Origin of the sequence: Propionibacterium sp. oral taxon 192 str. F0372 (assembly GCF_000413315.1) — a bacterium.
In the GTDB taxonomy this organism is placed as follows: domain Bacteria; phylum Actinomycetota; class Actinomycetes; order Propionibacteriales; family Propionibacteriaceae; genus Brooklawnia.
Genome location: NZ_KE340297.1, coordinates 521,281 through 542,510 on the forward strand (window position 1 = coordinate 521,281; position 21,230 = coordinate 542,510).

Annotated in this window: 22 protein-coding genes and 1 tRNA gene; 15 read left to right on the forward strand and 8 right to left on the reverse strand. The window is 61.4% G+C overall.

From position 1 onward, the window contains the following. Window positions 1-66: 66 nt before the first annotated feature. Together HMPREF1531_RS02400 and HMPREF1531_RS02405 are read left to right on the forward strand one after the other, a co-directional pair. Window positions 67-140 (forward strand) — tRNA-Gly (locus tag HMPREF1531_RS02400). 367 nt (window positions 141-507) lie between these two features. Beyond that, window positions 508-948, forward strand: a complete 441-nt coding sequence (locus tag HMPREF1531_RS02405; protein ID WP_016668298.1) for a DUF488 domain-containing protein — start codon at window positions 508-510, stop codon at window positions 946-948. Here HMPREF1531_RS02405 and HMPREF1531_RS02410 read toward each other — a convergent pair. The 3 genes from HMPREF1531_RS02410 to HMPREF1531_RS02420 form a co-directional block, all read right to left on the reverse strand. After that, window positions 945-1,796 carry a hypothetical protein gene (locus HMPREF1531_RS02410; RefSeq protein WP_016668299.1) on the reverse strand — a complete coding sequence of 284 codons (852 nt, stop codon included), beginning with the start codon at window positions 1,794-1,796 and terminating at the stop codon, window positions 945-947. The genes HMPREF1531_RS02405 and HMPREF1531_RS02410 overlap by 4 nt on opposite strands. Window positions 1,797-1,854: 58 nt before the next feature. Further along, window positions 1,855-2,364 carry a hypothetical protein gene (locus HMPREF1531_RS02415; protein WP_156860144.1) on the reverse strand — a complete coding sequence of 170 codons (510 nt, stop codon included), beginning with the start codon at window positions 2,362-2,364 and terminating at the stop codon, window positions 1,855-1,857. A gap of 565 nt (window positions 2,365-2,929) precedes the next feature. Continuing rightward, complete coding sequence (locus HMPREF1531_RS02420; RefSeq protein WP_036897028.1) at window positions 2,930-3,769, reverse strand: hypothetical protein; 840 nt, start codon at window positions 3,767-3,769, stop codon at window positions 2,930-2,932. A 782-nt stretch (window positions 3,770-4,551) separates the two neighbouring features. Here HMPREF1531_RS02420 and HMPREF1531_RS02425 point away from each other — a divergent pair. From HMPREF1531_RS02425 to HMPREF1531_RS12710, 6 genes are all read left to right on the forward strand, one after another. Beyond that, window positions 4,552-5,130 carry an ASCH domain-containing protein gene (locus tag HMPREF1531_RS02425; RefSeq protein ID WP_016668303.1) on the forward strand — a complete coding sequence of 193 codons (579 nt, stop codon included), beginning with the start codon at window positions 4,552-4,554 and terminating at the stop codon, window positions 5,128-5,130. Between the two features lie 284 nt (window positions 5,131-5,414). Then, the gene (locus tag HMPREF1531_RS12705) at window positions 5,415-6,062 is read left to right on the forward strand and encodes a class I SAM-dependent methyltransferase (protein ID WP_016668304.1); all 648 of its coding nucleotides are present in this window, start codon (window positions 5,415-5,417) and stop codon (window positions 6,060-6,062) included. Window positions 6,063-6,245: 183 nt separating this feature from the next. Continuing rightward, on the forward strand, window positions 6,246-6,416 hold the full coding sequence (locus tag HMPREF1531_RS13510) for a hypothetical protein (RefSeq protein WP_156860145.1): 171 nt from the start codon (window positions 6,246-6,248) through the stop codon (window positions 6,414-6,416). A gap of 146 nt (window positions 6,417-6,562) precedes the next feature. Then, on the forward strand, window positions 6,563-8,932 hold the full coding sequence (locus tag HMPREF1531_RS02435) for a carbon starvation CstA family protein (RefSeq protein ID WP_016668305.1): 2,370 nt from the start codon (window positions 6,563-6,565) through the stop codon (window positions 8,930-8,932). 17 nt (window positions 8,933-8,949) lie between these two features. After that, a complete protein-coding gene (locus HMPREF1531_RS02440; protein WP_198010969.1) occupies window positions 8,950-9,201 on the forward strand; it encodes a YbdD/YjiX family protein in 252 nt (83 codons plus the stop codon). Window positions 9,202-9,377: 176 nt separating this feature from the next. Further along, entirely contained in the window at window positions 9,378-10,193 is an 816-nt protein-coding gene (locus HMPREF1531_RS12710) for a thermonuclease family protein (RefSeq protein ID WP_016668307.1), read from the forward strand. A 106-nt stretch (window positions 10,194-10,299) separates the two neighbouring features. On the opposite strand, the gene HMPREF1531_RS02450 is transcribed toward HMPREF1531_RS12710, so the two are convergent. The 3 genes from HMPREF1531_RS02450 to HMPREF1531_RS02460 form a co-directional block, all read right to left on the reverse strand. Further along, complete coding sequence (locus tag HMPREF1531_RS02450) at window positions 10,300-11,304, reverse strand: hypothetical protein (protein ID WP_016668308.1); 1,005 nt, start codon at window positions 11,302-11,304, stop codon at window positions 10,300-10,302. Next, window positions 11,301-12,125: a hypothetical protein gene (locus tag HMPREF1531_RS02455; protein ID WP_016668309.1), complete on the reverse strand. Its 825-nt coding sequence runs from the start codon at window positions 12,123-12,125 to the stop codon at window positions 11,301-11,303. The genes HMPREF1531_RS02450 and HMPREF1531_RS02455 overlap by 4 nt, the downstream gene beginning before the upstream one ends. An 84-nt stretch (window positions 12,126-12,209) precedes the next feature. After that, the gene (locus tag HMPREF1531_RS02460; RefSeq protein WP_156860146.1) at window positions 12,210-12,911 is read right to left on the reverse strand and encodes a hypothetical protein; all 702 of its coding nucleotides are present in this window, start codon (window positions 12,909-12,911) and stop codon (window positions 12,210-12,212) included. Between the two features lie 220 nt (window positions 12,912-13,131). On the opposite strand from HMPREF1531_RS02460, the gene tpx reads away from it, so the two are divergent. From tpx to ppgK, 5 genes are all read left to right on the forward strand, one after another. After that, window positions 13,132-13,629, forward strand: a complete 498-nt coding sequence (tpx, locus tag HMPREF1531_RS02465; protein WP_036898098.1) for a thiol peroxidase — start codon at window positions 13,132-13,134, stop codon at window positions 13,627-13,629. A gap of 136 nt (window positions 13,630-13,765) precedes the next feature. Then, window positions 13,766-14,281 carry a LiaF domain-containing protein gene (locus tag HMPREF1531_RS02470; RefSeq protein ID WP_016668312.1) on the forward strand — a complete coding sequence of 172 codons (516 nt, stop codon included), beginning with the start codon at window positions 13,766-13,768 and terminating at the stop codon, window positions 14,279-14,281. Between the two features lie 139 nt (window positions 14,282-14,420). Next, on the forward strand, window positions 14,421-14,915 hold the full coding sequence (locus HMPREF1531_RS02475) for a PH domain-containing protein (RefSeq protein WP_016668313.1): 495 nt from the start codon (window positions 14,421-14,423) through the stop codon (window positions 14,913-14,915). Beyond that, complete coding sequence (locus HMPREF1531_RS02480) at window positions 14,912-16,435, forward strand: PH domain-containing protein (RefSeq protein WP_016668314.1); 1,524 nt, start codon at window positions 14,912-14,914, stop codon at window positions 16,433-16,435. Before HMPREF1531_RS02475 ends, HMPREF1531_RS02480 begins: the two co-directional genes overlap by 4 nt. Window positions 16,436-16,468: 33 nt before the next feature. After that, complete coding sequence (gene ppgK, locus HMPREF1531_RS02485) at window positions 16,469-17,242, forward strand: polyphosphate--glucose phosphotransferase (protein WP_016668315.1); 774 nt, start codon at window positions 16,469-16,471, stop codon at window positions 17,240-17,242. A 189-nt stretch (window positions 17,243-17,431) separates the two neighbouring features. Here ppgK and HMPREF1531_RS14050 read toward each other — a convergent pair whose 3' ends face one another. Then, window positions 17,432-17,722 carry a hypothetical protein gene (locus HMPREF1531_RS14050; RefSeq protein ID WP_016668316.1) on the reverse strand — a complete coding sequence of 97 codons (291 nt, stop codon included), beginning with the start codon at window positions 17,720-17,722 and terminating at the stop codon, window positions 17,432-17,434. 9 nt (window positions 17,723-17,731) lie between these two features. On the opposite strand from HMPREF1531_RS14050, the gene HMPREF1531_RS14055 reads away from it, so the two are divergent. Further along, window positions 17,732-18,103 carry a substrate-binding domain-containing protein gene (locus HMPREF1531_RS14055; RefSeq protein WP_016668317.1) on the forward strand — a complete coding sequence of 124 codons (372 nt, stop codon included), beginning with the start codon at window positions 17,732-17,734 and terminating at the stop codon, window positions 18,101-18,103. 96 nt (window positions 18,104-18,199) lie between these two features. On the opposite strand, the gene argS is transcribed toward HMPREF1531_RS14055, so the two are convergent. Further along, window positions 18,200-19,834 (reverse strand): arginine--tRNA ligase, encoded by a 1,635-nt coding sequence (gene argS, locus HMPREF1531_RS02500; RefSeq protein ID WP_016668318.1) that lies wholly within the window; start codon window positions 19,832-19,834, stop codon window positions 18,200-18,202. A gap of 156 nt (window positions 19,835-19,990) precedes the next feature. On the opposite strand from argS, the gene HMPREF1531_RS13515 reads away from it, so the two are divergent. Next, window positions 19,991-21,172, forward strand: a complete 1,182-nt coding sequence (locus HMPREF1531_RS13515) for a hypothetical protein (protein WP_016668319.1) — start codon at window positions 19,991-19,993, stop codon at window positions 21,170-21,172. Window positions 21,173-21,230: the final 58 nt, after the last annotated feature.

Genomic DNA, 21,230 nt, shown 5'->3' on the forward strand with positions numbered 1-21,230 from the left:
CTGCGCAGCGGAACCCGAATTCACCGTTGCGGCGACATGCGCTAGAGTGACGGAGTCACACGACATGCGGGCGTAGCTCAATGGTAGAGCGCCAGCTTCCCAAGCTGGACACGCGGGTTCGATTCCCGTCGCCCGCTCCAACACAAAAACCCTAGCCAAGCGAGGCTAGGGGTTGAGAACATTGCGGACCATGCGAGGCCTCAGGTAGCCATTTGGGTAGCCAATCGACAGAATCATCGCAAAACCTTTAGCCAACCCGGGAATAGATGTCACTGCAGATCGGCACACTCCTCTGGCATGATCCCCTGCTGCCTCATCCGCAGACTCTCCCGGTACTGCTCAGCCTCAGGCCCGTCGACGGGCTCCCGTCGCACTTGCGCCACAGGTCCTGCACGGTCATCCCCCCCCGGCGGTCGCCACAGCAGATGGTGCATGGCCTAGATGATGACGGCAAGCACTGACGATTTTCGGGCGTTTGTCCGACAGTGAGCACGGTAGACTGATTTCATGACTTCCTCCCCTTCCCTTGTGAGCGTTGGCTACGAAGGCCGAGATGTTGATCAACTGATCCGCGCCCTGAAGACCCATGATGTGCAGGCCTTGGTCGACGTGCGACTCACTCCGATCTCCCGCAAGAAGGGGATGTCCAAATCAGCGTTGCGCGACGCCTTGGAAGCCGCAGGCATCAGGTATGTTCACCACCGCGAACTCGGCAACCCGAAAGATAACCGCGACGAGTTCCGCAAGGGGGTTCCCGCATCCAGAGACCGATATCGCGCCATTGTGGAGGGCGATACTGCCGCACCGGCCCTCAAGCACGTCATGGAACTGCTTGACGAGGGGACGGTCGCGCTACTGTGCTTCGAGCGCGACCACTCGCAGTGTCACCGCGACATCGTCGCTGATGTCCTGCTTGAGGGCAGCAACATCGACTTGGTCTGCGTCTAGAGCTTCGGCGCCCACACCCCCAGCACCGAGAAGCTTTGTCTGTGCTGGTGTTGATTGCCAACGTAGAAGTAGGTGTCATGGGCCGGATCGATCATCTGCTTCCACTTGTTTTCCAGCCTGTAGGGGATGCTGTCCGCTGGGTAGCGCTTGACCCAGTTCCGCGCAGCAGCCCCTACCTCCCAGTCAATCAGGGCCTGGTCGTGCCCTCGGCAAGCGCGATCTTGGCAACGGTACTTGAACCTGATCTCGTAAGGGGCCGGCTCCAGCTTGGTCGGTACGGCGCCATACTCATCGAGGAGCGTAGGCTCGGCGGCAGCGGCTGCTTTCGCCTCCTGTTTGGCGGTCCACCCTTTGCCATCTGTAACGGTGATCGTCACATCCCTAGGCTTGATCAGCCCCAAGGATGGTGCTGGCTCATTCATGCGGGCATCCCGGTTCGCCCTGATCAGCTCGCACACTGTGGCTTGCCCGATGAGGCCCTGCATCCGCTCAGCACGCCGCGCCCAATTACGGTCCGACTTCACGGTTTCGCCAAGGCGGATGTTGTCGAGGTCCGGAGTGAATGACTCGGGGCGCGCATCATGCCCAGGACGGTGCCTCACCGGGACCGTGACCAGCTGGTACTTCTTGAACTGATCATCTCCGCCGAGTAGTCGGAACGGGATTGGATAAAGCCTGATCCACGACGATTGATCCTGGTCCAAGCGCACTCCTGCCACGCACACAGTCTCAACATGGCGCACCGAAGGCGTCGGGTAGGTCTTCACGGTGACCATGACTTCAGCCCATTCGTAGCCAATAGGCGCGGAAGGCAACTCGCTAGAAGAATCCGATCCGAACAGCGCCATTGCCGCCCCCCTCGCTCACTCGCGCCGCCCCGATGCGACACGACAGAAGCGTAGCGCGTCAACCGTGTCGGAAGTCGCCCGTCGGCTCAGCGGCCATGTCCCAGTAGATCTGCTCATCCAACCAGGGCGCCGAGTAGTACAGCTTGTCGATAGGCTCTTGGCGGCCGGAGATGAATACAATCCACCCCTCCATTGCGGCAGTTGGGGCACCACCGTCTGGCGTCCCATACAGCGGCGTGAGCCCGGTGAGCGACTTCTGCTTAGGAGACCCCTCGGTCGTCTCGCCATAGCTGAACCCGGAAAGAGGGCCACCCGCATCCTCGACCTGCTTGTACGCGCTCGGCCCGGTGTAGTCGATACCGAACCGCTGCTCAGTCCAGGTGGTTGGCTCTGGGGCCGTTGCCTTCATGTAGAAGCCGTCCTCGACAATCTTGTCAGCTTCCCGCCGTTCATGCCGAACGAGAATGTAGGTGGCTTCGCCGATGCGAAGAGTGCCACCCGGACGCAGAACGCGGGTCGGACGATCAATCTCGACCAGCTCTGCTGGTGTTGGCGTCGCTGCCTCCATGCTCGGAGTGAGGGTGGACCCCATGTCACTAGAGGGCTGTCCTCCGCAGGCCGTGGCAACCAAGAGCACTGCCGTCGCCACAATTAGGCGCTTGCTGATGCTTTTAAACATCATTCACCCCCGTATGTCATCTTCGGTTGTCCCAATCCGGTGAGGCTTGAGGTTCTTCCCCCAGATCGTGAGAGTCGTCCGCCTTCGGCCCACCCCGACGGGCCGCCTGCCGCTGCAGATAGGGATTGCCCTCTACCTGGGCACGATGCCGGGCAAGACCACCATCAGCAGGCAGCTGAGAGCCCTCCAGCCTCACCGATGCCGGTATAGCTCAGTCGGATGCTTACCCACACGTGGCCCCCGAGTCGGGGATCTCGCTCACAGCAGTCACTTTCGTCGGAATCGGCGTGCATGTCTACCCGCATTGTAGACAATGTGTCTACGAATTACATGGCTGTTATACGTGAGGACTTCACCATACATCGGGAAGGAAACCCAGACTTGTGACTTATCAGTTCTAACTCGCCACGCCCCCATGATCGTTCGTGGCGTCACCGACTTCCTCAGCTTGCTACTACACGTCCCCAACGACCGGGTAGAGCGCTTCATCTCGGAGCCAGTTAACGACGGCCACGGCCTGAAGAACGACCATACGTGATTCCTCTATGTTCACTGGCCCTGCGACCTCGCTGGTGGGGTGCCGGTCAGGACGGTATGTGATGACATCGAGCGCGGCAATAAATCGCTGTATCCCGGTTCTGCCATCCAAATCCGACAATGCGCAACCCCACTTGTGCGGAGTATCGCGCAGCGCTTTCTTCATCTTGCCCAGCGTCGCCTTTTCGTCCTTTGGTGACACGACAGGCTTGAGCAGGGCCTCAACTGCGGCGCAAGCATCATCCCATGCACCAGCGGGGTCCTCATGCCTGGAGTACGCCTTCTCCCACGCCTGCGACAGGAGAGCGGACGCATGATCCGCAGGAGTGACCGCACGCCGATAGGCCTCCTGAGCCGTCGAGTCAACACGTCTCGTCAGATGCCGCCAGTCATCAGCGACCCGGTATTCATGGTTGACCTCCCGCAGGTAGCCGTCAAGGTCCGCCGCGTTGTGACCCAGATACAGCAGGAGATCAACCAAGTCAAGAGTGAACCCGTCATCAACCACAGACATCTTTCCAAGTCTGTCGAGCAGTTGCTCACTGTCGCCCACGGCGTTGATACGCAAGCATCGGCAGACCTGCAAGAGCTTGTCACGCGACAACTCCATGAAGGGGCCGCGGAACCACTCGCCGACCCACGAACCAATGCTGGACAGCAGATAGTCGGGGATTCCGCGAGTCAATTCGAAGGGCTCTCGCCTGCCCTCGCGCACAGACAAGGGAACGAACGGTTCATCATCTAACAGGTCCACCATACTCCTGCCCGTCACTGCTTGACTACAATAAGAAGGCCCACCAGGGCCCAGAAAAATCACTAAACAAGATCTCGTGATCGACGATTACCTAAATACTATTCTATGAGATCAGCATCGTCACCAGTAAGAGTGGCACCGTCCACCCTATATGCAAAACATTCGGAGTCAGGGTCCGAGGTTCACGAAATTGGAGCGTTTGGTGCGCTATCGGGCCTCAGGTATTGAGGCACTACCAACCAAAACCGGATAAGTAGGTCCCGATGGCAGGCCGCGGGGGCCACCGCGCGCAAGCGGCCTCTACAGCCGAAGAGTCACTTCGATTCCTTGATGATCATGTTTGGATGCCGATCTGCGTAGCGCTTGGTAACGTACCTGCCAGTTTCGGCGCTGCGATGCTTTCCACCAGACGACTTTGAAGCCATCGATTCACCTCCTCTCTAAATCAAACTTGCGTACGAGACTCTACAGGAAGAGACGCAACGTGTTGCATAAAACCTTGCGTGTCGCACCACATATAGTGGTTCTGATGCTTAAAGTGAAAAATAAAGAGACTGCCGCAGGGCGACTGCGAAGGTCACGGAATCCACCGCACAAGAAGGAAGGTCGATTCAATCTGAGGCCCCACCCCGAATAGGTGCCATTGTTGGTGCCAACCAACGCCAGTCCATAGCCTCCCTGATCGGCACCGTGATCAAGCGATACCCATCCACGGGGCCTAGCAGTCACATTGCGCTGAGGAGGGTGCTCCACGCAGATCGTGACCGCGCACGCCCCATACACTGATGCCTAGAAGTCACATTGAACTTGGTGAAGCACCCCCGCAAGGAGCGTTGGCCGTCGAGGCCACAACTATAGACACCCAGAAGTCACACTGCACGAGGAAGGAGCCCCAGATCTCCGACACAGCAAAGCCCCTACTCACCGAGATCCCGCGCGGCGAGTTCGCCTATCCCGGTCCATTGCGGGATGCACTGGTTTCTGCCATCCTCGCCGGCGAGAAAACCGCGACAACCAGCCTTCTTGCCGAATATGCCGTGGATGAGGACCCTCGTGATGGGGTCGGGGCCCTAGAGGCGGTCATCGACTCCTTCGGCACCATAGTCTGCGTGACGCGCTGCACCGATGTCAGAATCATGCGGTTGGCCGATGTCACCCAAGCCCACGCTCTCGCAGAGGGCGAAGGCTTCACCTCGGTCACACAGTGGCGAGCAGCTCACGAGGCATTCTGGCGATCACCAGATCATGTCGCGGAATACGGCGAGATCGATCTCACCGACGAGACCATGGTCGTCTGCTCCACCTTCGTGATCGACGACACCTACCCGATCACGTCGCTGCGTCCATGGGACTGCGTCGACTAACGCCCAGCCCCGATCCGCAAGATGACCGTTTACGCCCCGCCCACGGATGCCTGGCCACGTTGCACTTTGGAAGGCGCTTCCACAAGGAACGTGATCAATCGTCTCTCATACATCAGATGGTCATCGGTCGCATCGCGCCAAGCAGTCAGTCCGAATCAGCAACGTGACCGCGCAGTCTCGCTGGCAGACACCCAACAACACGCTGTGCAAAACACTGCTTTCCACGCTCAGGCAAGCGGGGCAACAGTCCTCCCAACGCACTCCCGCGAAGCTAAGGTTCAGCCATGGGCGAAGTTGTGCAGCGGATGAGATTCAGCCACGACGTCGTGGCAGCCATCCATCCGGAAGCATTCGCCATCACGGAACCAGAACGAGACATTGATCTTGCAATGATCCGGCACTTCGCGGGGCTGCTGCCTACCGGCGCGAAGGTCCTCGACGCGGGCTGCGGAATCGGGCGCATGCTCCCGGTTCTCCGCGATCTCGGGCTGCGTCCGCTGGGGGTGGACTTCTCCATGGCGATGATTGATCGTGCCCGCAGGGAACATCCAGAGTTCGTGACCTGGGCGGCCCCGTTGACACGGATCCCCTGCGTCAACGAATCCTTCGCCGCCGTGTTCTCCTGGTACTCGCTGACCTGTATCGACGATGAACAGTTATCCATCGTCCTTGAAGAGTTCCATCGCCTGCTGGTCCCTGGCGGTCTACTGCTCATCTCCTTCCGCATCGGCGGAACCCCTCCGGACACCACGGCAGGCACCCGTCACAACCCGGCTACCCCCGTTGATCCGATGGGCCCACCCCTCACCCGTGAGCGGATCTTCCAAGGTGCCGCCCGGCAGGATTTCATTCTCGTCGCAGACCTGGAAAGAGCACCTGTCGCCAATGAACAGCAACCGCGAGCAGCGATGATCTTCCGACGCGCGAACTGACCTTCACACCCGGCACACTCCCCCGATCTCCCCTCTGACAAGCGGTCCCAGCCGATGGTGAACCATCATGGTGCATGACCTGCACGGGGAATCGTCTATATACAGTTGCTCGGCATCGACGCTTTGGAGTTCAACAGCGAGATCTCGTTCGAGGCCTGCCATACCGAATAGGGCAAGGAGTACTTGGAATCCAAGCTGCCCATCGGCACCCCAGTGCGGCTCAGAGCCGGTGGCGACAGGATCGATGATCAGAACAAGATGCTCACTGCGACGCTTCGCACCGGCAAACAGACCTCAGTGGATGAGTTGGCCACAGCCCAAGAGCGTTGGATACCAGACTCCATCACAGGCTGAGCCGAGTTATCGGCGCTGCAACTCGGAAAAGATCAAGACACCTGGAATTAGGTCTTGTCACACCCTTGTGCCACGTTCCTTACCAAGTTTATCCTGTGTGAAAACTCAAGAGCGCGCCACCATCCCCGACCCAAGATGCGCAGCATATGAATACTCAGATACAGACAGCCCCCTCCCGCTACACCCCCGAAGAGGAACGGCTCATCATCCGCAACTCGCACGGCGTCCCAGTCGGTATCAAACCGCACCAGAAGTGGACACCACGCTCTATTGCCCTGTGGGCAGTCATCACGGCTTTGGGTGTTCTCGGCTGGTGGATGCTGGCCATCGCCCGTGGTGAGCGCGTCAACACCATCTGGTTCATCGTCACCGCGGTGTGCACCTACGCGATCGGTTACCGATTCTATGCGCTCTACATCCAGCGCACGATCATGCAGCCGGACGACTCCAACGCCACACCGGCTGAGCGCATCAACAACGGTCGCGATTTCGATCCCACCCACCGCGTCGTCCTCTACGGACACCACTTCGCCGCGATCGCCGGCGCCGGACCACTCGTTGGCCCTGTCTTGGCCGCCCAGATGGGCTACCTGCCCGGCACGCTGTGGATCATCCTCGGCGTCGTCGTGGCCGGTGCTGTTCAAGACATGCTCGTCCTGTTCTTCTCCATGCGCCGCGGCGGGCGATCACTGGGTCAGATGGCCACAGACGAGATCGGCCGGATCGGTGGCACGGTCGCCACGATCGTCGTCCTCGTCATGCTCATGATCGTCCTGGCCGTCTTGGCGATGGTCTGCGTCAACGCCTTGGCCGAATCCCCATGGGGTGTCTTCTCCGTGGGCTGCACCATACCGATCGCCGTCTGCATGGGCTTGTGGCTACGCTTCATCCAGCCAGGTCGTATCACCCTGGTCTCTATCGTCGGGTTCCTCATCCTCATCGGCGTCATCATTGGCGGACGCTGGGTCGCCGAGTCCTCCCTCGGCGAGCACCTTCATCTGTCTCCCACGACTCTCGTGTGGTGCATGATCATCTACGGATTCCTTGCCGCCGTTTTGCCGGTGTGGGTGCTGCTGACGCCCCGTGACTACCTGTCCACGTTCATGAAAGTCGGCACGATCGTCGTCCTCGCCGCGGGCATCATCATTGTCCGTCCCGTCGTCGAAATGGCAGCCGTCTCGGAATTCGCCCTCAATACAGAGGGTCCGGTCTTCGCAGGCAAACTTTTCCCATTCCTGTTCATCACGATCGCCTGCGGCGCACTGTCTGGAATGCACGCGACCGTCTCTTCGGGCACGAGCCCCAAGATGATCCAAAAAGAGAGCCAGGTCCGCATGATCGGCTACGCCGGGATGCTCATGGAATCCTTCGTCGCCATCATGGCCCTGGCTGCCGCTGTCTCGCTGTCTCCCGGCATCTACTTCTCGATGAATACCTCCGCTGCGACGATGGATTCGTTGGCAGGGCCCACCGTTGTTGCCTCCGCCTCGAGCCGGGAAGAAGTCGCGACCGAGGCTGTCGGCAACCTCGGGGTAACGGATGCCCACGGTGAGTCCCTCGAACCGACGTGGGACTCGTGGGACGAAAATGGCGACCCCAAGACGTACAAGGGCGAAGAGGCCCTGAAGCAGGTCGCATCCGACGTCGGCGAGCCAAGTATCATTTCACGTACCGGCGGCGCCCCGACGCTGAGCGTCGGCATGTCGCACATCCTCCACCAGATCGGCGGCGGTCGGACGATGATGGGATTCTGGTATCACTTCGCCATCATGTTCGAGGCACTGTTCATCCTCTCCGCGGTGGACGCCGTCACCCGTGTGGCACGTTTCCAGCTGGGCGATGCGCTGGGCAACGTGTGGCATCGCTTCCGCGATCCTTCGTGGCACGTGGGTGCTTGGGCAACGACGGGCGTGGTCGTCGCAGCGTGGGGCTCCCTGCTGCTCATGGGTGTGACCGACCCGCGCGGCGGCATCCAGACGCTGTACCCGTTATTCGGCATCGCCAACCAGCTCATTGCAGCAATCGCGCTGCTGCTGTGCTTGGTCATGACAGTGCGCAAAGGACATCTGCGCTATGCGTGGATCCCGGCTATACCGCTCGTGTTCGACACTGTGGTGACGTTCACTGCGTCGTGGCAGAAGATCTTCTCGACCGATGCCCGTGTGGGCTACTTCCAGCAGTGGCGCAATGCGCGTGAACTGGTGACGACGTTGAGCGATCCGGAGGCAATCGCTGTCCAGCGGGCCATCATCCGCAACACAATGATTCAGGGCACGTTGTCGATCGCCTTCCTCGTCATGGTCGCCTTCGTGATGGTCTGTGCCTGTGTGACGATGGTGAAGACGGTGCGTACCCGGGACACGACGACGTCGGAAGACCCGTACCAGGAGTCGAATTTCTACGCACCCGGGCAGATGATTGCCTCGGCACTGGAGAAGAAGCTGGTCAAGGAGTACGAGGAGGTCGGGGACCCGGCGCTCATTCCGGGCCGCTCACCCGCCCGCACAGGTCATTGAAGACGATGGTGATGCCCATGGTCTCGGCAAATCGTAAACAATCCGTGGATCCAAAGCCGGGCGAGTCGGCGGGTGTATTGCTGCGATTCAGGATACGGCTGGCCCACGCCCGCGCCCTGTGGCGCGACTTCACGGGAGAGTCAGCCTACGACCGCTACGTGGAACGTCACCGCCGTGACCACCCGGACCATGAGCCAATGAGCGCACGCGAATGGTGGCGGGCCAAGGCCGACTTCGACGACGCCAACGTCCAGGCCCGCTGCTGCTGAGCTGACGATACGGCTGGGGCGTGGTTGCTTGGGAGCGTGATTCGCGTCCCGCGATCTCCTTCCGCATCAGCGGAACCCTTCCGGATACCACGGCAGGCATCCGTCACACTCCCCAATTTCCCTCCTGACAAGCGGTCCCATAAGATACAGCACCGTATTGGGGAAACGGGGTATTCATGCGCACTAGGCTCAAGCGCGTTGTGGCAGGTTCGGTAATCGTGGTCGCGGCATCGGTCACCGCTCTCGTGGTGCTGTTGTCGCCCACCGAGATCCACACCGTCGACCACGTCATCGACGGTGACACCATCGTGGTGCACGATCAGCATGGGGAGTCTCTCCGAGTGCAGTTACTCGGCGTCGATGCTCCAGAGCCCGGCAGCGAGATCCCATTCGAGAACTGCGGGTCCGAGCAAGCCAAGCAGTACTTGGAATCCGAGCTCCCTGCCGGTACCCCGGTACAGCTCAGAACAGGTGGCACCACAATCGATGACCAGGGTCAACTGCTGGCCATGGTGTTTCGAACCAAGAACCAGGCCTCAGTGAATGAGCTGGTCACGGCCCAAGGACACGGGATAGCAGTTTTCAATGGGGGAGACACCGAGTGGCTCGACGCGGTGAAAAAACGCGAAGGCGAGGCCAAAGCAGCCCACCGCGGAATCCATGATCCTCAGCTGTCATGTACCCCCGCGGCAGCCGTGGCCAGGATCAACAACGACGCGCAATCCTACAGCCCTGCAGACATCGGCTCCATGAGCGACGAGCAGCTGGCCAGGCTGATCGGTACAGCCGACAAGTGGATCGCCGAACTCGACACAATCCAGGGCCTGCCGCAGAATTCGTTGGCTCTCCAGATGGTCGGCTCCATCCCCGCCGACGAATTCAACCGTCTACGGATCCGTACACGGACCATCCGGACCCGGGCAGCTGACGAGCAGGGAAAACGGATCAAAGAAGCAGCCCGGGCAGCAGAACAAGCCCGCGCTGGAGAGTGAACCCAACGCCAAAGCCGCGCACCGGAGAACGCTCAGAGCACCTGACGCGCTCACCGGTGCGGTCACTGTGCATGGGGTCGCCCCACCAGCGGAATCAGACTCAGCCTCACAGAGGCTGAGTCCTCCTGACCTGACTTGCCCCGCCACGTGGTGACGCAGACGGATACCCGCCTTCGCTGGTCCTCCCGGGCCCAGACGATGCCGCCCCGCCGACGGCTCCTCCTGAGTAATGTCCCCGAGATCGATCATGCTGCGCCGAGTGATCGTGCTCCTTGAACCTGACATTCTGGCTGGTGCTGCGTATCTCTGCGGCAACTGCCTGAGCCTTCGATTGCCAGCCCCTGTGATCCTTGTCGAGCCCATCCAGTACCCCGGACACCAATCGGGCAAACTGCATGATCAACGACGTACGACGGTAGAACGGGAAGGCGAGCAACTGGATCACCGACATCCTCATGAAGGCGACACGCATGTTGTCTTCGTCCAGTTCGAGATAGGCATTCACCCGGCCCCTGCGTCCGGGAAGCTTCGAGCCATTGTTGCCCGAGGTGCCAATCTGGGTAAGAAAGACCTGGTGAATTTTCTCGCTGAGCATCGCCTGCAGCAGGGAGATGTCGATGACCGAGTCCCTGGCCTGCGCGGCCAGTTTGGCCAGCATCTCAGACTCCTCACGACGCCGCTGGGCGATGGCCCGGTAGCTGGTAGCACCTTGAGACTGCCAATCGGGAAGCATCACATCGTCGACCCGGGAGCTCACCTCGCCCAGTCGGGACGAAACCTTGTGCCAGTGCAGAGCCGGACCCGAAAGATTCCCCACGATGCACCCGGCAGTCGTGATCCACATCTTCATCTCCTCACCCAAGAGGGAGAAGCAGTGGGTGGCTTCTTCGTGAATCTTCTCGCAACGGTCCGCATGAGCCAGCAACAGTAAGTTCCGGGCAAACTTGTGCTGGCACGCGGCCCGTGCACACTGCAGTTCCCGGGCGTCGTTATCCATAGCGGTACGCGCAAGTTGCATCAAGTCTGCGAGGTCGTTCTCCAAACACTCGTCATCGACAACCTGATATGTTTTCCCGTCAGGCAGACGGACGGCTTTCCTGACTCCGGTCATCCCACAATCCCCTTGATCTTATGCACATTGTCCTCCTCGGTGGCACGGTAGGCGCCAAGCGTGGAGTAAAGCTGCTGAGAGGATCTCCCGAAGCCATCGGTGACCTGTGCGATAGAGGTCTTGGCAGTCGCCGCGAGTTCCTCGTAGGCGGGCTTCGGCTGAATGACCTTGCCGAACCCGACGTCACCACTGCGGGCACTGACGACGTCCAGGATCTCGTCCAGTTCATCGCCGAAATCCTGCCACTGCCGGGTTGCCCGCTCCAGGGAATCGGCCCCTACCTGGATATCGCCCTTCATCGCGGCTGCCCCACCTGCGGTGGCGGTGGTCTTATCGGTGTCCCCGGTGGCCTTGTCAGAGACCGCGATGTCTGCAGGATCAGAGGTACCAGCACCTCCGTAGTAGGAACTGCCGAAATCCGGAGTACTGCCGGCTGCCATCGTGGAACCCTGAAGATCGGCCCTTCCAGGAACAGACCCGAAGGCACCCCCGGAAACCGACATGTTGTTTCCCCGCGTAACAAGGCCAGAAGCTGCAGATGCAGCAGATTCCGTGCCCATGCCGCGGCCCATGCCCATCATCGGGGGCATCATCATACCGCCGGCTCCGGCAGCTGCCCCTGCAGTGCCCCTGGGCACCATGACCATCGGCGCCTGACGGATCTCAGACTTCTTCACGCTGTCGTCGGTGTCTTCACGATAGCCACCCACACCAGCTTTTGGTATGCGATTCTCTTCGTCAGCGCCGGTTTTTCCGCTGACATCGCCGAGCAGATGCGCACTTTCATCCCCGGAGGTGCGCCGGGGTCTGCCATCAGTCACGCTGAACCACCCTCATTTCTGTACTCGACTAGTTACATATCTTTCATACCCACCGTGGGGGTCAGATCAACCACTTGCAAGGTCTCAATTGGTCTCCTCCGTGTCTGGCGAGAGGATCTGTTGCACCAGTTGCATCCCCTGTTGCTCGAACAGCTCAAGATCGCCGAGATCGACGACGGGGGGGCGATGCTTCTCGCAGGCCATCCCGTATGCCCGCAGCACCCCATGCTGCAGGTCTTTGGCAGTCGGCAGCGTGGCCATCCAACTGGGATCGAAGTCAACCCGGGCCGGCCGACCGTGCACGTCGAGAGTCACGACGATCCGATTGTTGTAAGCATCCCCCGTCACTTCCTCCCCGACCCACTGCGACGGGCGGATGTCGCTGATCTGCTCTGCGCGACGGGCGATCTCATCGCCCTCGGTCTGCCAGCCCGCCAAGGTGTCCCAGTCGAAACGCCATTTCTTGGTCGAAGGGGGCAACTCGGGGGGCGGTGGCATCTGTACTCCGTTGGGGGCGTGCTGGTTGTTCAACGCAACGAAAACCTCCAGAAAAGAGACCTCCAGCGGCGTGCCGTTCAGTTTGCGGGCCCAGTTCTTGGAGATCCTCACCCGCTCCAAGTGCCCTTGCTCGTCGGCCCAGATCCTCACCAGCCCACGCTCATCACCGATTCCGCCGTCGAGGGGAAGATCGTCTTCCTCGTCAGGCTGTTCGACGGGCCCTCCGGTGGGAGCCTTGAGAACGTCATCGAAGGTGTCTTCTTCCCAGATCATCATTACCGTCGACACCTCCCGAACCTCGACCGGTCAACGACGGGCCGCCCGAAGAAGCACCGTCACGATCAAGAGTAATGCTCCCGGCGGACACCCGCAGCATGCACCGCGTGGCGACATACACCAGGCCACAGGTGCATCTTGCCGCCTGCGATCGGTCTTCACCCAGAGCATGATCCGTGACACCTCCGGGCAGGCATTGGGATTCCCGGGAGGAAACCATGACAATGGGGCCATGGCAAACATCACCTTGCACAACGATCCCGTCACCACCGTCGGCGAACTGCCCACCTTGGGCTCCGCCGCTCCGGACTTCACCCTGGTTGGGGTCGATCTTGCCCCTATCACCAAAGCCAGCTTCGCCGGCAAGCGCGTCATCTTGTCGATCTTCCCATCCCTCGACACTGGTGTCTGCGCCACTTCCACCCGCAAATTCAACGAGGCCGCCGCCGCGCTGGACAACACCGTCGTCGTCACCGTCTCGAAGGATCTACCCTTCGCAGCCGCCCGCTTCTGCACCAACGAGGGCATCGAGAACGTCGTAACCGGCTCCGCCTTCAACTCCAGCTTTGGCGATGACTACGGAGTCACCTTCACCTCCGGACCGCTGACCGGGCTGCTGTCGCGGGCCGTCGTCGTGCTCGACGAGAACGGCATCGTCATCCACAGCGAGCAGGTTCCCGAGACCACCCAGGAACCGGACTACGACGCGGCACTCACCGTTTTGGCCTGAGACCGAAGGCATCGGCCAGACGACGGGTGCGCATAACGCCTGGCCGATGCCACCCCACATCACTTTCTGTCCCTGCGACGACACTAGGGGATACCCCCAATACCCTTTGTGCTCCTCACAGTGGAACAATCAAGGTATGAACGACGAGAATCCGACCTTCCAGCAGCCGGCCTTCGCCCCGGAGCCGCAGGATGAGGCCCTCGCCCTCAGCGAGGTGCAGGACCAGCACCGGGCAGACAACCAGGCACTGGCCACCCGGGTAGTCCCCGGCGCGGTCGCGACCGTCTCCTCGAATCTGTTCCCCATCCTGGCCACCAAGAAATACGAGGGCGAGTGGGTCGTTCCCGAAACCCTCAACGTTTCCACGTTCATGGGCACCGCGATCCTCGACTTCACTGATGCGACCTTCACCTCTCCCGAGGTCATCATCGACCTGCGTCTGATCATGGGAACTTTGAAGATCTTCACCCCCGCGGGACTGACCGTCATCGACGACTCGAACCCGATCATGGGTGAAGTGACGACGAAGAACCTCGGGCGCCCCAATCCCGGCATGCCGAAGCTGGTTCTTCGTGGGATGTTGGTGATGAGCAGCGTCGCCATCCGCGGCCCCAAGATCAGTCTTCTAGACCGCATCAACGGAAAATTCTGAGCCTTCATCGCAAAACCACCCATCCGAGCCTCACCATCATTGTGGCCACGGCGAATCACCAACCAGTCGGCGATGAGAACCGGTGTTTTCCAGGAAATCACGGTAGATGAACCCACTCCGGATACGGGAGAATGGACTCATGAGCGCCGATCTCTTCTGCCCCCCGACCGAGACCTGGATTTCTTTATCGCCCAGGTATCTGACCCAGCGCCGGTTGGGCGCTGCCATCGGCTGGGGTCTGCTGGCCGCAGTGGCCGCCGTTCCGTTGTGGATCATCGGAGCCCCAACCATCATCTGCCTCGTGGTGACGGCGGTGGGGGTTGCGGTCATAATCTGGCGGCTGATACGCCAGCCGGTGATCTTCCGGGCCTGGGGTTTCGCCGAGCGAGATACCGATCTATACATCCGATCCGGGGTGTGGATCCAGCGGATGACCGTCGTCCCCTATGGCCGGATGCAGGCGGTGGAGGTCGAGGCCGGACCACTGCAACGAATCTTCAAGGTGGCCTCGGTGAAGCTCGTCACGGCATCCGCCCAATCGGATGCCGTGATCCCCGGCCTTGATCCCGGCGACGCGGCCCGGCTGCGCGACCGGCTCACCGAACGCGGCGAGACCCAGGCGGCGGGACTGTGAGCACCGCCCCCGATCCCAGCAACATCCCACCGGCAGACGAAGTCGCCGAGCGCCCCCACCCGCTGACTCCCCTGGCCAAATCCTGGCTGGGCCTGGTGGTCCTGATCGGCGTCGCCAGCCAGCAGTTCGGCCAGCTTCGCAGCATCAATCTCGACGTAGCCCAGTACATCTGGGTGATCCTCGGGGTGATCATCGTCGCCCTGCTACTGGGGTTGGCAGTGGGCTGGCTGCAGTGGCGGTTCACCCGCTTCGTCGTCAGCGACGAGCAACTACGCATTGAGCACAATTTCATCTCGAAGCGCTCGGAGCGGATCGCCTTCACCAAGATCCAGTCGGTCGATGTCCAGCAAGCGTTCATCCCCCGGCTGATGGGGCTGGCAGCAGTGCACATTGATGTCGGTTCGGGAAACAGACCGCCAAAGATCGAATACCTTTCCCGCAAGCGCGCCTACGAGATGCGCGACTACCTGATGCATCGCGCGTCGGGGGCATCGGTGACGATGGCCGAATCGTCCGCAGTCGAGGTGGGCGACATATTCCACGACCGCTCAGCGACCGACCGGAGCGTTATCGCCATCCCCGCCGGGCGTCTGGTGGCCTCGCTGATCGCCACCTGGGGAACGGTGATCCTGTTGGTGATGTGCACCGTAGGCATCATCCTGGTTGTGGTGACCAGGAGTTTCGGAGTGCTCGGAGTGGTCGCATCCGCAGTGCTGCCGTCGGCAGCGGGCGTCATCCAATACATCGTGGCACGAGTGCGCAACGAGTGGAACTTCAACCTGCTGGTCACTTCCACTGGCTCACTGCGCACTTCCGCGGGGCTCACCTCGCTGGTCTCCCAGACCATTCCACGCAACCGGGTACAGGCAATCTCTATCACCCAGCCCATTCTGTGGCGTGCATTCGGCTGGTATCGGGTCCGGCTAGACATGGTAGGGATGCACGTGGAGGGCAATCAGCTGAAGGCCGACGTGCTGCTGCCGGTGGGTACCGCCGAAGAGGTTCCCAAAGTCATTGGTGCCCTATGGCCTGGTTTCGATCTTTCCGCTGTTCCCCACAATCCCTCCCCGTCGCGTGCTCGGCGCATCCGCTGGTTCGACGGACACCGGCTGTGGTGGGGTTCCAACGCCGATGTCCTGGTTGCCCACCATGGGTGGCTGCACCCCACGACCTCAATCGTCCCGCACGCCAGGGTGCAATCCGTACGACTGCGTCAGGGCGTGGTTCAGCGAATGCTGGGGCTGGCCAGCGTGCAGGCCCACACCACCCCGGGACCGGTAGACGTCGTCGCCCGGCATCTACAGGCCGACATCGCCCGAAATCTCGCGATCACCGAGCTGGACCTGATGCGCACCGCCAGGCGGCATGGTCCGAGCTGGCTGGGGCTGGGCACCGACGCCCATCCCCGGGCTGCCGTTACGGTTCCCACCGAGCCCGAGCCTGGCACGCCTTCGATGCCCTGGGAACCTGTCAATCCCCCACCGTCACACACCGACGCCGACGAACAGGGACGCGGGTGAATACGATGACATCGCTATGTCTAGGATTGCCGTATGAGTTCCCACACTGACAACGTACTGGGTATCGATATCGGCGGATCGGGCATCAAGGGTGCCCCAGTGGACGTCGTCACCGGCAAACTCGCCAGTGAGCGGGTACGCATTCCCACTCCGAAGAAGGCGACCCCGAAGAACTGCGCCGCGGTCGTGGCGGAGCTGGTCGAACACTTCGCAGAGGAGATCGGCGATAACCCCGTAGGAGTAGCTATTCCCGGTCCGGTGGTGCACAACGTCGTCAAATACATGGCGAATCTCGACTCCTCGTGGGTGGGCATCAACGCCGACGACTTGTTCACCAAGAAGCTCGGGCGCAAGGTCGAATTGGTGAACGACGCCGACGCAGCCGGCCTGGCGGAGGTCCGCTGGGGAGCCGCAAAAGGCGTTCCTGGGTTGGTCGTGGTGACCCCGCTAGGCACCGGTATCGGCAGCGCCCTGCTGTGGAACGGTGAACTCATCCCCAACACCGAGCTCGGACACATCGAGATCGACGGCGCCGATGCCGAACTCAAGGCCTCCTCGGGAGCGAAATCACGGGAGAAGCTGAGTTTCAAGCGGTGGGCACGACGCCTGACCCGCTACTACCAGGAGATTGAGAAGCTGCTGCGCCCCGACCTCATCGTCATTGGCGGCGGGGTGTCTAAGGAACACCAGAACTTCATCCCGCTCATCGAAGTGGAAACCCCGATCACGGTGGCCAAACTGTTCAACCGGGCAGGCATCATCGGCTCGGCAGCGAACGCCATGGATGCCGCAGCCGAGCGGGCCTGACACCTCACGCGGGCCCGCGACTGCATCGCCCTCCTGTCCACACCTGGACTGTGGCAGGGGGGCGATGGTGCTCAGTACACCTCACGCAGAGATGTTCACCGGGGCTGCCCCAGGTACGGCAGCCCCGGTGCGGATAGCACAGGGGGGTGGGACCGAGTCGTGCTCGGCCCCACCCCCTGCTTCCCGGAATCAGCGCTGGCTCACCCTGAAGGCACTGCCCAACTCAGCGATGACCGATTCCTTGTCGGTCGCAGCCAGGAAGGCGCGTGCTGCGTCCAAAGTGGCGTCGACCACCAGTCGAACGGTACCGTCACGGTCCTCGGCGAACCTGACCAGACGTTCGACCACCTCGTCGCGACTCCCCGTGACGTCCACGAGACTGGGATCGGCGGTCGTGATGGACACCACCTTGAGGTTCTCGTCGAACCTCAGGATGAGACTGGTCCACAACCGCTCCTCGTGGTGGACTGCGAGGACCACGGTCTTCGGGTGCCGGATCCCATCTTCGGCACATGGACCGGTCAGAGCGGTTACGACGCGGGAGTCCGACTGCTCGAACAGGGGTTACCGGATGCGGTGTTCGCTGCCTCCGACCTCATGGCGCTCGGGATGATGAGGGCCTTCTCGGAGGCAGGGGTACGAGTTCCCGATGACGTCAGCATCGTGGGTTTCGACGACCACGAGTTCGCCCAGCAGTTCACCCCGCCGCTGACCACCGTCCGCCAGGATTTCGAGGCCCTCGGCGCGCGGTGCCTGGAGGTTCTGTTCGCCAACAGTGAGGAAGCGGTGCTGACCGCACCCATCCGCCCCCGGCTCCTGGTCCGCGAGAGCACTCGCCTCCGAGGCAAGGAGAGCTCCTGACCGCAGACCGGTCACCCACCCGAGGACCGAGGTACCACCACCTCGCCACACATGACGAGCGCCCGCCCCGAGGCAACGGGGCCGCTCATCACGGGCTCACATCCGTTCGGGTGCCTCAATGCCGAGCAGGTCCAATCCGGTGGCCAGCACTTGCTTGGTGGCTGCGACCAGCCCCAGCCGGGAGGCCCGCACAGCACCCTCGGATTTCAACACCGGGCACTTCTCGTAGAAGGAGGAGAACTTGGTGGCGAGTTCGAACAGGTAGATGCACAGCTTGTGCGGAGTGAGCTCGTCGGCAACGACCTGCACAGTCTCCCCAAACCTGGTCAACCACAAAGCGAGTTCCTGTTCGGTCGGTTCGGCGAGCACCTCGATTCCTGCGGAATCGATGCCGCGGGCCCGGGCTTCGCCCAGAATTCCGGCACACCGCGAGTGCGCATACTGCAGGTATGGACCGGTGTCTCCAATGGTGCGAGTCATCCGTTCTGCATCGAAGACATAATCCTTCTGCAGCGAATTCGACAGATCGGCGTATTTGATGGCTGATAGGGCTATCTGCGGGGAGGCATGCTCTTCGGCGGCATCAAGCAGCGATTCGAGGGGCACGGTGCCACCATCGCGGGTTTTGATCGGGGTCCCGTCGGCACCGAGCACCATGCCGTAACCAACGTGTTCAGCGACGACCCCAGCGGGCAGATAGCCAGCCATCCGGGCGACTGCGAAGAGCAACTCGAAGTGGTGGTGCTGACGGGCATCGGTAACGTAGATGATCCGGTCGGCGTGCAGAGTATCGACCCGGTGCCGGATGGCCGCTAGATCGGTGATGTCATAGCCGTAGCCGCCTGCGGAATTGCGGATGATCGCGGGGGCCTCGAACCCCTCGGCGAAGACCACCAGGGCACCGTTGTCCATCGTGGCCACGCCACGGGCTTCAAGATCTCCGGCGATTGCGGGCAACATCTCGTTGTAGGAGGACTCGCCCGCGATGTCGTCGTCGGTTAGTAGCACATTCATCCGGGCATAGGTAGCGTTGAACCCAGCCAGGGAGATCTCGATCAACCGATGCCATGCAGCCAGGGTTTCTGGGTCCCCCGACTGGAGAGCGACCACCCGGGCGCGGGCCCGGGCGGCGAAGCCCTCGTCTGAGGCCAGATGCGCGTTGGCGCGCCGGTACAGCGCCTCAGCACCCGCGAGGTCAAGGATGGTCAGATCAAGGTGCTCGTCAGCGATCTGTTCAATGAGCATCCCGAACTGACGGCCCCAGTCACCGAGATGATTCTGCGGAATGACGGTGTGTCCCAGGGCAGTAAGTACCCGGTTGAAGCAATCGCCGATGATCGTCGTGCGCAGGTGCCCGACGTGCATCTGCTTGGCGACGTTTGGTGAAGAGTAGTCGATGATCACCCGCTGAGGTTTGCTGGTATGCGGGATTCCGGCCCGGGGATCGGCAAGCTGAGCAGTAACGGTGGCGGCGAGCACACCGGAACGCAAACGAAAGTTGATGAATCCAGGCCCGGCGATCTCCGGGGTCTCGCACAGGTCGTCAAGGTCGAGATCAGCGACGATGCGAGCTGCAACATCCCGCGGGTTGACGCCCTCCTGCTTCGCCAGCCGCAGCGCCACATTGGATTGGAAGTGGCCGAACTGCGGCTTGGTGGCCGGGCGGAGCTCGGGATCGGTCCCGGTGACCGTCTCGATGCGCTGCGACAACTGGGAGGACAGAGAAGACATGATCACATTCTTCCACGTGCTCGAAACCCACTTGACGACGAGACTCGCATCCTGACGTTACATGCCCACACGCAGCTGCACCACGGCTGCTCTTTGGTTGACCCCCTGGAGGGTGATAATGAGATCACCCCTGTAGCTTCGAAAAGGATGGTGGACATGAGTGAGTATTCGCAGTCCGGTGAACCGGTGAATCAGAGGCGTGCTGCTCAGAGTGACTTGTCTGGTTATCGCGCCGAGACTGATGACCTGCTTGAGGATCTTGAGCTTGAAGAGGGCATGATCAACCCGAGTTCCCGTGGCAAGGAATCGGGTGCCGGTGGGCCAGCGGGAATGATGCCGCCGATGATGGGCGGTATGGGCCGTGGCGCTGCGGGTTCCCAGGCTGCAGGTGCTGGCGCTGCGGGCGCCGGGCTCGGTGCTGCGGGCATGGGCACGACGGCTGGCGCCGGGATGGGCGGTCTTGGTGCAGGCAAAGCCGCTGGCCTGGGTTCGATTGGTGGCGCTGGTGGAGCCTTTGGTGGCGCTAGCGGCCTGGGCGCCAGCGGCCTGGGCACCGGCGGCCTGGGGGGCGGGACGCTCGCTGCGGGATCATCCGGCAAGGACTACGGGTTTGGCATCAACCCGGCCACTGGTAAGCCATGGTCGCCTTCTGATCCGGGTTTTGCGGAAAAGTTCGGCACCTACGATCCGGAGACGGGTAAGTATGTGAACCCGGTGACGGGGAAGGTGTACGACCCGAAGACTGGGTCGTGGACCGATCCGGTGGACGGTACTGGGTCCGGTGATTACTACACTAACCCCGGTCTTAAGGACCCGAATCCGGGTATCGGCGGTGGCGGCTCTGGCGGTGGCATCCCAGGTGTTGATGTACCGGGTATGCCGGGTACCGGCGGTGGCGGTTCCGGCGGTGGCATCCCAGGTGTTGATGTACCTGGCGGTGGCATGCCGGGCGGCGGTGGCGGCATTCCTGGCGGCGGTGGCGGCATTCCTGGCGGCGGCGGCGGCATTCCTGGCGGCGGCGGTAGCATGCCGGGCGGCGGCGTGCAGGTTGATCCCGGAGATATTGACAAGTCGGCCGGTACATGGGATGGGTTGAGCCAGCAGATGGACGCGGTGAAGAGCCAGCTTGATCAGCTGAAGGGTCAAATTCAGTATGGGCGGGTGGCCCAGCCGAAGGGGGCTTTCACTAGCGCCGAGACAACCGCTGCCAATGATGCTGGTTCGTCAACGAATAACATGAACAATACTTCGGCCCAGCTGGCGGGTTCTTCGACTGATTACGCGCAGACGGAGGACGCGAATGCTGAAATTGGAGTGAAAGCGAGTGCCAAGAAATGAGTAATTTCAGTCATGCTGCACAGGTTCCCAGTGGGTCTTTTACGCCTGTGAATGGGAC